Source organism: Thermogutta terrifontis (genome assembly GCF_002277955.1).
Classification (GTDB): Bacteria; Planctomycetota; Planctomycetia; order Pirellulales; family Thermoguttaceae; genus Thermogutta; species Thermogutta terrifontis.
Map to the genome: position 1 here is coordinate 2,476,105 of NZ_CP018477.1, position 12,635 is coordinate 2,488,739.

Below are 12,635 nucleotides of genomic sequence, written 5' to 3' on the forward strand. Positions count from 1 at the left end.
TCCAAATGCTGGGGAAAGCTTCGTCCGGCGATTTCGCTGTGACGTCTGCGCAGCCTTCGGTCCCGTGGGTTGCGCGGAACCCCTTTCTCCAAAAGTTTTCTGATCATGTTGTAACTTAGCTTGCACTCAATAGGTCGGCAAACGAAGTAACGTGCGACCTATTTGCGTTCTCAGATGACGTCCGCGAACAGGCGTTCCATTCGGCGGAAATAGAACATCCCGCCGACCAGGATGATGGCGGTCGCCACGGTGGAAAGGACCAGCATCGGTCCAGGGCCGTGCGAGGTGCCCAGGAGGGCCCAGCGAAATCCCTCGATGACGCCCGCCATAGGGTTGAGCGAATAGAGCGTCCACGCCCAGGGTGAAAGGCGGCCCTGGATGGATTCCATGCTGTACACAACGGGGCTGACGAACATTCCAACCTGGATGATAAATGGAATCACGTAACGAAAGTCGCGGTAAATCGCATTGAGAGCCGCCAACCACAGTCCCACGGAGAGGGAGGCCATGATCGCCAGGATGACGAAAAATGGCAGAGTGAGCACAGCCCAGCCGGGAAAAATCCCGTAAAACGCCATCATCGCTAAAAGCGCTACAAAGGCGATGCCGAAATCGACCAGAGAGGAAAGCACCGCGGCCATCGGCAAGATAAGCCGGGGAAAATAGATCTTCGTGATCATGCTGCGGTACTGAATGAGGATGTTGCCCGATTGATTGAGCGAGGTTGCGAAAAGCTGCCAGGGGAGCATGGCACAAAAAGTGGACACCGCGTAGGGAACGTCGCCTGCGCTGGGCTCGTTCCCTTTTCCCAAGAGCAGTCCGAATAAAACGCTGAAGATGCCCGTGGTCATAAGGGGCTGGATGATGGCCCAGGCAGCACCTAAAAAGGTCTGTTTGTATCTTATTGTAATTTCCCGCCAGGCGAGTGTAAGCATGAGCTCGCGATAGCGCCAGACTTCGCGCAGGTCGAGGGCCCGCCACCCGCTGGTGGGACGGATGATCGTGACCGGCAGATCTTCCGCCAAAGGCCGCGATGTGGGTTGTGAACTGGGCCGCTCGATAATGTCCTCCCGCTCGCCCAGGTCCAGCGATTCCGTGGTCAGTTCGTCCGCGACCACCGCGGTGTGCTCGGCGGCTGGCGTGTCTGACTCGGGCAAGTCGTTTTCAGCGGCCAGTTCGTCGGACATCGAATCAGAGGCTGTCGGATCTTTTCGCATGGATTTTTTCAATGGAGCGCCCTGAAATATTCCGTCCTTTCCGCGCTGGCAAAGGTCTTTCGGTTACCAGGTCTTTTCCATTTCGGCGAGTTTTTCCAAAGTCCGCCGGGCAAAGTCGAGACCGTCGTCCTCAGCCGTGCTGTCGGAGCCCGGCAGGTGGAACATCACCTTAACCAGGGGTGGCCGGGATTTCTGGCCTCGGTAACGCCAGAAGAGTCGCCGCACGGCGTCTCGATCGGCAGCGAACGGCCCGGCCAACTGATAACAGTATAGCACGGTCGCCGTCTGTTGGCCGGTTTCCTTTTCCAAAGTGAGGATGCGGATTGTCCCGGTTGTGCCATCTGAAAGATTAAGCGGGACGTCGCGGGTCCTTCGGACCCTCCAGCCCGTGCCTCCGTAGCACAATTCCGGGGGGTGGGGAAGTGAGAAGTCGGTGTACGTGAAAACGGCCGCGTGGAGACCGACGAACCGCTCCGCCGACTGGCGATACGTGCGATTGAGCGTGAGTTCAGCCCCGACGACCTGGAGAACTTTCTCGTCGACCACCTCATCCTCGCCCTTCCAGGGACCAAGCTGATAGGGGAAGCCGAGCAGTTGGTCGCGGTTTGGCAAACGGACTTCACTCGGAACCGCCTGAGAAGCGGCCCACCGAGCCCCAAGTCCCACCAGAATAAGAGACCCGATCGCCACGCCAACCCGCACCGGCAAGCTAATGTTCACCATAGACTTATGTTTCAAAGGTCGGCCGGTCTTCTCCTCAGGCTTGGGGGTAGACGCCGAGACCAGTACTGGGACGGATCTTTTCTTTCGGGCCATGTCAGTGCGAAACCTCCTGCTTGGATTGGGACCGCCGAACAGTCGTCGGCTGAAGGGGATCGGGTGTCACTTCTTTGCGGGCATGGCCATTCCCATTACCACCGTTATTCCATTCGTGCGTGGCATGATCCACACGGTTCACGATGTGAGGTGAGGCCACTGGTGATTGTTTCTGTATTGGTGTATTCACGCCCTGAGTGCTTGCCAGTTGCTGCAGTCGGGCTTCAAAGGGGTCGGCCAGGGACAGGACAAACTCCACATCCCTCTGGAACGTCTCACCTTGACGCAGGATGACGGCCTCGATTCTGCCCACCTCGCGATCATGCACCCACAACGGAATGATGTGGTGGCTGAGCGGTTGTTGATGCGAATCAACCGGAACGCCATTTCTTTGCCATTCCCCCACGTAATTTTCCCGCAGATGCGAATCATTCAGATCGATACGGGCATACACGAGGTTGTACTCGGAAGCAGGCCGAATAAGCTGCTCCCAAAGGTGTTGCCACGTTCCGCGGCCGCTTAACTGGAGCCCTTCACAAACGCAATCCTCTTGTCGTGAAAAGGCCCTTTTCAGGCGTCGGCCAACTTTGCGAAACGCCGCCCACAACAGGCGACATTCTGCCCGGCCGAACAGGCCTGTGGCGACCAACCCGACGACCATTGTCGCGCCACATCCCAGGGCGAGAAGGTCATTACCCACAACGAGGGTTGCAACGGATGCACAAGCCATAGAGAACGCAAGCACCGTGATGAGAAGAAGCGCACGCGTATTGTTGCCCAGCTTTTCGATGAATTGGTGATGGAGGTGGAATCTATCCGTTGCGTAAATGCTCCTTCGTGAAAGCTTCCGCCGGACAATTGCGGCTGCGGTGTCCAGCATGGGGAGCAACCAGAGAAGAAGTACCGTGGCCACCATGAGGGTACTGGGACCTTTGATAGACGCCCGCACGGCCAAAACACCGAGAATCAGGCCGATGAACATACTCCCGGCATCGCCGAGGAAGATTTTCGCGGGAGGCAAGTTGAAAATGAGGAACCCCAGAATCGCGGCAGCAAGCACGATGGCAATGAAGGCCACAGCAAAGTGTCCGGTGAGGCAGGCCATCAAGGCAATTGTTACACTGAAAATGACTCCCAAAGTCCCCGCTTGACCGTCCATGCCATCGAGGAGATTGATGGAGTTGATGGTGCCCAAAAACCATATCACGGCGATCAGCGGGCCGAAATCCCCAAGATCGATAGAGATCCCAAAAATATCTGCCCGACCGAAACTGTAACCTCCTCCCACCACGAGAACCGCCGCAAGAATCTGCGCCAAGAGTTTGTACCGGCCGCGGAGATTGAAGCGGTCATCGTAGAGACCCACTCCCACAAGCCAGCCGGAGGCGACTAGAAGAACGAGCAGGTCATTCCAATCTCGTTGGATGTGAAAGCCCCAGGGATTTGGGAGCAGAAAGTTGCCCGCCAGAACAAGGCAGAGTGAGAGAAAAATCGCTACTCCGCCTCCCAGTGGGGTAGGCCGGCTGTGCAGTTTTCGCCGGGCGTCGGGATGATCCAGCAGGTTGATTTTGGGAGCCAGCCAATACAGGAGAGCCGTGAGAACAGTACTCAAGACCAACGCTGCTGCGGCGCTAACCCCAGCATAGATAACCATTGGTTGCGTGATCATAGTTGCCGACCCTGGAGGTTTTCGCCGAATTTAAGCCGCCATTTCGCCCAGCTTTTTTCCACTTCGTTTATCAAATTCGAGCAAACGTTTTCGCGAATCAGATAAGAGACGCTTCAATCGCGCCGCGACTTTCCAATCAGCCGTATGAAGAGGCGTCGCCGTAGTCCGGTTTGCTCGCCAGCAGAACAAAGAATCGCCCCGCATCCTCCATGCCCCGAAATCTATTCCAGGCCGCTCCTGCATACCGTCAAGATCGATATGAAGATGTGTACCCAATCATCCCCTTTCTGGGGCTTCCTGCCGCTGTGAGTCGCCCTCTACAATTGGCGAGTGATAGGGATACGCATAGTACACGTCCTCGGCGGAACCGGTCATTACCGCTCCCAGCACCCGCACGTGGAAACTTTCAAGGACCTGCCGGGCCGCCCGCAGTTGTGGAGCCCGACTGATGTCTCGCACGACCGAAAGGACCACACCGTCGGTATGCGTACTGATGAATCGTGTGTCGGCTACCGGAAGCACCGGTGATCCATCGACGATAACGAAATCGAAATCTTCACGAAGTTGCCGGAACAGTCCGCCGATGACACCGTTGGCAAGCACCGCCATCCGATGCGGCGACCAGTAGCCGGCTGTGACCACGAACAGATTCTCCAACTCAGTGGGCCGCACGACATCCTTGAGCGAGATTTCCGCCCGCAGGACTTCACTCACCCCCGGACTAATCGGCAGATTGAATACTTCATGGAGTGAGGGCCGTCGCAGGTCAAAATCCAGAATGACGGTTTTTTGGCCCATTTGCGCCAGGCTGGCCGCCAACTGGGACGCGAGCGTGGTCTTGCCCTCTCCCGGGACGGCGCTAGTCACCATGATCACCTGCAAACGTTCATGCTCCGACTCGCGGATGATCCTGGCAGCCACCTTGCGAACCGACTCGCTGAACAGCGCTCGCCACCGCTGGTATCGGCGTGACCGACCATTTTCCTCGGGAAGCATTTGCAGGGCTCGCGTCGGGACCAGCGGAATTGTGCCCCACACATCGACTCCGACTGCGTGCGGCAACTCGTGAGCGGTATTGACCGGCTTCCGCCGCACGTCCCACCAGAGAAGCACCGCACCGGGCAGAATGAAACCCGCTAGCCCACCCATAATCGCAAGCTGAATCCGCCGGTCACTGTCAGCCACCCGGGGGACTTCTGCTCGCTGAACAACGGTGATCCGTGGCTTGGCGCGGAGTTCAATAGCGAGGCGGTTGCGTTCTTCGGCAATCGTTTGCAGGGTCTTTCTGGCTAATTCGACCTCCGCCCGCAGAAATTCCACCTCAATAGAACCTTTGCCAAACGTTTCAGCCGAACGGCGGACATTCTCGACTTCTTTCTGGAGCTGATCCTGCTGTTGTGCCAGGATAGAAAGCTCAAAGTTGAGGTTTTCAATCTCCTCGTCGAGATCGCGGACACGTCGCTGCTCCAACTCTTGACGAATCTCCTCCCGGCGGGCCTTGATCCGGCTCTGCACATCGGCTAGTTCCTGCACGTACCGATTGCCGTATCGGGCCGCGATCTCCGGCCGTAGCACATCGCGGGTTTGTGCGACCAGGTTTTTCAACTCGCTTTCGCGAAGCTGGAGCTGAAGAATGACGGGATCGGTCCGCGCGGCTGCTTCAATCTCGCGATCAGTGACAGGAATTTGGGCGGCCTTATCCCGAATGGCCTTCTTGATGGACAGTTCGCCCTGAAGCCGCAGCATCCGCAACTGTACGTTGATCAGCTCGTTACGATACGTTGAAAACTGCTGCAGCGTGATCTGCTGCTTAAGACTCAAGGCCTGACTGTCCCCGGTTTCCAATTGCTGGCTCAAGGACTTCAAATCATTTTCCAGTTTTCGGACATCAGCCTCTTTTTCCGAATAAAGCTGGTCCAGTTCGCTCAGCCGCTGCCGTCGTTCGCGCTGTTCCGTATCCACAACCTCCCGCATGTACGCGTCCACGATCGCATTCACGATGACCGCGGTTTCATCAGGGCGCGTACTTGTGAAGCTCACGTTCATGAATTCTGAATTTCCCGGAAATCTCACGCTCAGGTGCTCGCTCACCCATTGCACCGGGTCGATCTGCTCGCGAATGGAGGGAAGCCGAGCTACCTCCGGCTGCCGCAGTGCAGCCACCAACACAAAACGGCTGCGCAGATATTCAAGCTGCGTCGCCTTATAGATATCGAAACTCGGACCCGCGCCCTGTTGCGTGGGAAATAGCACCGACTGAACCGACGAGGAAACGCGAATGAGGGCCGTCGCCGTGTACTGAGGAATGAAGAGGAACCAAGCGGCTGCAGCCGCTGCTGCTCCACAAAGCATTCCCAAAAATGCGACGGCGAGCCACCGCCTGCGGAATGCGTGCAGATACGCTCCGAACCCCTGCCCTGCTTCAGCCGCCGGGATGGGTTGCCATTCAGCGTCCAAGTAAAGAGGTGCCGGCGCAGACGGCCTGGCCGCCCCGGTGCGATCCTGGCCAACTGGTGCCGGGAGGTGTTGATGTTCACTCATGCCTGCTTCTCGTTCCGGTGTCACGTCAGCAACCTCACAGGTGCCGAACCAGCCTCAGTGTCCTATTATGTACAGCGGAAAACTTGCACGCAACCTTTTGCCTGGGGGAAATACGCCACCAGGTTAGGATCCATTACCGGTGCAAGATTTGTGCCAAATTCATTCAGCGGGACTCACTCGCTCGCGCTGTGACAGCCTTGGGAGGGAACTCTCCCGTGATCACACGAGGTGGGCCTTCTTCCGCGGGGAGGAACATCTTGTCCCACAGGGCCATTTCACCGTAAAGAAGGAAGACCGCCATGGGCATCATCAGCCAGCCGGCCAGTTCGTGATCCAGATTCGCGCTGGTCAGCCCCCATTCCACCAGGACGGCTGTCAACGTGATTCGTAGGATATTGGCAACAAGGGCCACCGGTGGCGCGCTGACAATCATCAACACACGATCCAGCCAGGGGCGATCGGTGAGAAACGCGGCGCCCCAGCACACGGCAAAAAACAGGCTCATCATTTTCAAACCACTGCATGCCCGCACCACTTCGAGCTGTCCTTCTCGGAGTGTGATGACGTTGCCCTCGGCAATCGCAGGGATTCCCAAGGTTTGGATGATAAACGTTGAGGCAAGAGTTCCCACTCGCTGAAGCGGATGACTCAAGAGGGTCGCTACCGCCCCCGGCATGGGCAGCATAAAGACCAAAAACACCCCTGCCGGCCAGGCCCAGCGGAGGCCGCGCCATCCAAACAGACACAAGATGATTCCCATGAAAGCTGGGATGATTGCCGCGGGGTCGACGATCCGTACATAGTAGAGCACGGAAACTGCTCGCGTCATGCCAGCCAGGACGAGACACAGGATCCCGGCCGCCAGCGCGGATGGAGTGACGGCTAAAGAATTGAAGTCACCGAGAAGTTTGCGCCGTCTCCACAAGAGATATCCCGCGAAAATCGGCACCAAAAATCCATGATGATAGTCGGCCTCTTTGGCCCATCTCTGAACAAGGACGAGAAGGGCGTCCCAGAAGATCACGACGAGAACAATAAGCAATCCCGCGAAAGCCACCCAGATCCGGAAATGGGGCGGTTTGTTCACCCCCTGAGCGGATCGATCTTCTCCGCTGTGTTGCATTTTGACGACCTGTCGCTGCACTTCTGTTGCGTTTTCGATCATTTCGTAATTCTTGCTGCTTAACTCAGCCAACCTCCGCGCGCACTCCGTTCCTGTGGGTTGCGCAGGAAGCCCACGTGATGCGTCCCGGTAGAGCAGCCCAGCCTCGTGAGTCAAGGACCTGCTGCCGCGACATTCAGTTGCTCTCAGCCAGACCAAAGCCATCCATCGCGGCAGTTGATTGAAATACTACGCCCTTGCCCACCACCGGGCGTCCCTCGGTTGGGTTAGTCCGCATAAAAGCGGTTCGACCGCAATTCGTGTGCCGCACCACTTCACCTAAATAAAAGGCGTGCCTACTTCGATGGGGACCACCTATCAATCGCGAATCCCGCCAAAGAGGCAGAGAGAGCGGCACGCAGCGGATTTGCTAGGAATTCGGCCAAGATATGGCGCCTCGCGTTGCCAACCTAGTTCCCATCTTTCGTCGCGGTTTCTAAAGGAGAATTGCAACGATGACCTTCCACTTGCGGCGACCACCGCTTCTTTTAAGGCATCTGCAACACAATCGGTTGGCAAAGCGGCGCACTGAATTGCCGGTTGTAGTCCTGACAAGCATGAAGGCTGCGGGGACCGATTGTTACAACGCCCCATTGTTTCACCCCTCTAAGATGCGGTACCGTTATTCCAGCATCCATCTCACGGACTGGAAGTCTGTTCTATCAAAACGTCTCTCACACAGGGCATGCCCTCCTGCGCGTCACCTGCCCTGGGTTGCCCCTAAGAGCGTTAAATATGCAGCTATAGCCGCAGCTTAAAGCAATCCGCCAATCATTCAATTTGCAAAACTTGGTGGAAGGCTTTGACACCTTCCACCAAGTCTGATGGCCTCATTGCGTTTAATCTAAGATTCCCTAAATGGAATCGAATTCCACCGGTCGGTTTTCCCGGCGTACCACGCCAAAGTCAGGCGCCGATCCGTCGCCGCCGGAGGAAACCAATCGCGCCAGCAGCCACGATGCCGAGCAGCGCCGATAAGGTTCCTGGCTCGGGGGTCGGCCGGATGCGGAACGGATCGTTACTGCTCAAGGGCCATTTGCTATTGCCGCCCGACTGTACACTATTCTCAAAGGTAGCGCTATATTGTCCTATGGGTAAGAACACCACATCAACGAATGACGAGCCAACGCTTTTAACATTCAACACACCAGATGAACTAATCGTACCCGTGTTTAAGTTGAGAGTGGAGGTAAGCTCCGTGTTTATTCCGGTTGCACCCCCACGATTGAAATCCACGGCAGCCCCGAACCCAAAAGTTGCAAATAAAATACCATCCGTAGCACTTTCTCGATCTTGCTGCCGTGTTAAGTAATTGACCCCGAAGTTTTCATTTGTATCAAAATAAATCGCGACCACTTCGTCGGCTTTCCATGTGTAACCAAGCTGGTCCGTGTAATCCGATGAAGTCGTAACTGGCCCAAACGTGTACTCACGTTTGTTTCCAGATGCAACAACGTCAGTGACTTTTGCTACTGCATAGGCCGTGATTTCGCCATCACCCACGGAGTCCTGCCACTTCAGCACAAGTCCAGAGCCGGGCACCTCCCAATAAATTTCGGTAGCTTTTAGTAACTGGTACACAACATCGTTAACCTGGGGTTGGTACGCCGCGTCCTTGAATCCTGTAGCTGGATTCCAGACGACTTCATAATTGATGAATTTAATTGTCGTCACATATTGCCCCGTCCAGTCAATGGCTTCCCATGGATAAATGGCTGCCGAAGCCTGGGATGCCGCGCAAACAACGATCGCTGCTGCTATCACAGAAACTAAATAACGCCTCATATTTCAATCCTCCGCTTGTTCGTTAGACCAATCGTATACTTCAAGACCGCCAAGCCCAGTCACTGATAACAACGCCCCAACTACGCAGGGCGGAGCAGTTCAAAAACCGGGCCGCTGGGCAAGATGAGTTTGGGTTCATCCAGAATGCGATCGCGGAGAGGTGGATCGCTGAGATCGAGCGGTGGGCCGATGAAGGCCGCTTGGGAGTTGCTGGTACTGCTGCCGATGATCGAGAGCGACGTGCCGCTCATCCCGGCGGATTGACCGGCCTGCATGGCGGCCACTTGCACAAGCGTCGGCGACAGATGCCAAGGCCATGGAGCTTTGCTATCGGAATGCTCCGCCGGTGCCTGTGACGCGCCAGACATTGAACCGGCGCCATTCTGGCCCAGGGTAGCGTCGAAGTCGTCGCCAAAGAGGATCTGCGAGACGCTGGCGGAGTCGAGAGTGGAAATCCACCCGGCATGACAAGTGGACGCGCAAGATACCAGCACCAGGCTGGCGATCGTCAGCGTCGCAATTGTTCGCCGGGGTATTTTCACCATTGTTGCACGACCCATTGAAGCGCTGGCCCCGCTGTACGCTTTGCCCCGTGGCTCCCTTTCCACTGTGCGCTTGCTCCCGGCTCCTTCCGATTCTGGGGCTATTGTAATTGCCCAACTCTCCCAGTCAATAGCCCGCCACCAAAATTTTTCGCACCTTTTCGAAACCAGCTACCGGTGTTCACACCACCATTTCGACACGCTCAATACTACCAACGCGCGCAACCCTGTCAATAACCCACCTGAGGGGGTTTTTAAAAAAATTTCCAGCAAATCCAAGGACGCTCCTGACCAGCAGAATACCACGAGACCGAGACCGTGAGCCGCGCTTTTCTCCCTGTCGCGAACAACATGACGCGCTACAACCGCAAACTATTGTGGCGGCCATTCACGAATCGCCGTACCCCGGACCGAGCCTTTGGACGTTCAAAGGCCCAAGAAAGAGCTGGGCATGGCTCAGCCCGGGCACCAGTTCCCCGGATGTCCCCCTCGCTCGATTGGCCGTTCAAGCCGCACCAGAGCACGAAACAGCGGTATGTTCGAAGGGAACTTTACCACGTTGCGGAGGCCCCTCAACAAACCCGGGCCCCATCTGCCGAGCAACCAAACCGTGTCCGCGAGTTGGCCACCACCCTGGAAGAATGGCAGAAATCGGTTCTCCGGAGCGTTAACCGCAGAGATTGCCAGTTCTCCATCCCCCCACAAAGTGACAAACATGTCGCGCAGTGTTCCCTTCTCTTGATTGATCGCTCCCCACGCTGTGGTTGCCACCGTGGGCAACGATTTCACAAGTCCTAGTTTGCCAATGTGGGCAGATGGGGCACCCGGTCGTGAGGACCCGCAACTACCGCAAATTCCGGTCAGGAAAGGACTTATCGCGTCGCGCTTTTGTCAGTGGTCGCTGACTTCCGCCGGCTGAGGTTGCCCGTTGGCTGGCTCTTCCATGATTGACACACCAGACTCGAGCGATCTCTCTACGTTAGTAAATGCCACCCCATGAAAATTCGGCCGGACAGTGGCAAAACCCAGTTGAAGTGATTGCCGGAAACAGGCCGCCGTGTCGCGCAAGCTCTCGCACCGCTCCAGGACCTGACGGCAAAATTTTTCAGCCGCCGCAAGCGGTTCCAGAACGGGGAAGTCTTTTACTTGCTCAACGATCCGATCGCAGTGCAGGGACTTGCTCGAACGTCTCACGCGGCGCCCCATGAGAATCGCGCCGGGCAGAAGGGTCATGGCGAGCATCACGGCTGTCAGAAGGTAAAAGTGGCTGGAAGGGAAAACTGGTTCGGCGCTCAAGTAGGGGGCCGACTGCCACCAGAAATAGACCATCCGGCCAGCAAAGTCGATCGACACAGCAAAGGGCAAGAGGTTGACCATGAATTGGACCCAGGCCGAACCCACCGCTTTTTGGGCCTCGTCCACAGCAGTCCGCTCCACTTCTGCTCGTAGGGCTGCGACCGAACCGAACGGGTCGTCCACGTCCCAGACTGTGCTCAGGGATGCCAGCCAACGCGGAACGATGGCAGGCTCGGTCCCAAGTGCGCCCGCTTGTTGAGATGAGTCCCGCGAACACTCTTCGCTCCATTCGAGCAGCCCCAGTTCTTTTAATAGACTGTTCACACCTAAGCGAATGTCTTCCAGTTTCCCCTTGCAGTGGCTGGCCAGGTGCTGGGTGATTTGCCAGATCGGCAGGAGATTGGTGAAAACGACGGCGGATGTGGTGACGAGAGTGTGAAGCAACTGAAAGAGGGAAAACCGGGTCGTGCTTAAACGCAGCAAGGCGTAGGCCAACCGAAACCGACTCCAGCGCCAGCGGAGCCAAGCGATGAGGGCCGCAAACCCCCATGATTTGTCCACCACGTATTGCCAGATGGCCTCATTCATGACCCGTTGAATCGCCATGGCGGCCACGGGATCCTGCAAACCCTCTCGGTAGACTTCTCGGGTCTCGCGCGTGAGCTCTTCTTGAAACTTACTGAGTCGATCCACGGCCTCCCGCAAGGGACGCAACCGCTCGTGGCTCAGGGCATCCTGCAACCGGCCTAGGAAGGCATCCAGCGCGCCAAGGCGGGCCACCTCCCGGGGATCGCGTTCGACCAGAAAATGGCGCAGCCGAGCAACCTCGCTATTTTCCGGGGCTCGAGCACTCGTTACGAACACGACATCTTCATCCGGGGCAAAGCCGATCTCGGTTAGGCGCCGGCAAAAATCTTCCCGCACTGCGGACAAATCGGTTATTTCGTCCGCCTTGTTGAGAACAAACAACCAGCGTTTGGCGATTGCGTAGTTGCGAATCTCCTTGAGGACATCAAAATCTGCCCGGCGCTCGGACATCGTCACGTAAATCAAAAAGTGTGACTTTTCGATCAATTGCTTTGCCAGTTGCCGGTTTGATTCAAGAATGCCATTGATGTCCGGTGCATCGCAAATCGCCCAACCCCTGAAGGGGATATCCACGTAGACTGGCTGCCATTCTTCCGGGAAATCAAGCAGGGGGCGGTCCGCCGGGTGAACGGCCACATATGGCCTGTCGGTAAAGCAGCGTCGATCATGAGACACCGGGCTGGCATTAATTTTGCCGATGAGGGCGTTAAAGAGCGTTGATTTCCCCACGCCGGTACCGCCCACCAACGTCACGAGGGCGACGCCCTGAGGACGTCCCTGCCGCAACTCCCGCACCGCCAGGTCCAGTGCGTCGCAAAGGTCGCTCACCCAGCTGCCCCCGTGGATTTTTCCTACCATCCGCTGGATCGCCTCCGCCTCGGCGATAAGCTGCTCGACCCAGATGGGATGATCACTGTGGGATGGAGAGGATTGCTGCATCGTCATTCGCAACACACCTCCGGTTCTGTTCCTAAATCGTGCCCATGCGTGCACCTTGCCGAGAAGAAGTGCACCCCACT

The 12,635-nt window shown here is 56.8% G+C and carries 8 protein-coding genes; all 8 read right to left on the minus strand.

The window, feature by feature from the left end:
- Positions 1-170: 170 nt before the first annotated feature.
- The 8 genes from THTE_RS09220 to THTE_RS09260 all read right to left on the minus strand — a co-directional run bounded on the left by THTE_RS09220 (position 171) and on the right by THTE_RS09260 (position 12,561).
- A complete protein-coding gene (locus THTE_RS09220; protein ID WP_237260110.1) occupies positions 171-1,217 on the minus strand; it encodes an ABC transporter permease in 1,047 nt (348 codons plus the stop codon).
- A 63-nt stretch (positions 1,218-1,280) separates the two neighbouring features.
- On the minus strand, positions 1,281-2,033 hold the full coding sequence (locus THTE_RS09225) for an exosortase C-terminal domain/associated protein EpsI (RefSeq protein WP_095415165.1): 753 nt from the start codon (positions 2,031-2,033) through the stop codon (positions 1,281-1,283).
- Between the two features lies 1 nt (position 2,034).
- Positions 2,035-3,702 carry an MraY family glycosyltransferase gene (locus tag THTE_RS09230; RefSeq protein ID WP_095415166.1) on the minus strand — a complete coding sequence of 556 codons (1,668 nt, stop codon included), beginning with the start codon at positions 3,700-3,702 and terminating at the stop codon, positions 2,035-2,037.
- A gap of 276 nt (positions 3,703-3,978) precedes the next feature.
- On the minus strand, positions 3,979-6,243 hold the full coding sequence (locus THTE_RS09235) for a polysaccharide biosynthesis tyrosine autokinase (RefSeq protein WP_095415167.1): 2,265 nt from the start codon (positions 6,241-6,243) through the stop codon (positions 3,979-3,981).
- A 163-nt stretch (positions 6,244-6,406) separates the two neighbouring features.
- On the minus strand, positions 6,407-7,408 hold the full coding sequence (locus THTE_RS09240; RefSeq protein WP_157731983.1) for an exosortase/archaeosortase family protein: 1,002 nt from the start codon (positions 7,406-7,408) through the stop codon (positions 6,407-6,409).
- Between the two features lie 903 nt (positions 7,409-8,311).
- The gene (locus THTE_RS09245; protein ID WP_095415169.1) at positions 8,312-9,190 is read right to left on the minus strand and encodes a PEP-CTERM sorting domain-containing protein; all 879 of its coding nucleotides are present in this window, start codon (positions 9,188-9,190) and stop codon (positions 8,312-8,314) included.
- A gap of 80 nt (positions 9,191-9,270) precedes the next feature.
- Positions 9,271-9,750, minus strand: coding sequence for a hypothetical protein (locus THTE_RS09250; RefSeq protein WP_157731984.1), 480 nt, complete (start codon positions 9,748-9,750; stop codon positions 9,271-9,273).
- An 873-nt stretch (positions 9,751-10,623) separates the two neighbouring features.
- Positions 10,624-12,561 carry a GTPase gene (locus THTE_RS09260; protein ID WP_157731986.1) on the minus strand — a complete coding sequence of 646 codons (1,938 nt, stop codon included), beginning with the start codon at positions 12,559-12,561 and terminating at the stop codon, positions 10,624-10,626.
- Between the last annotated feature and the right edge of the window lie 74 nt (positions 12,562-12,635).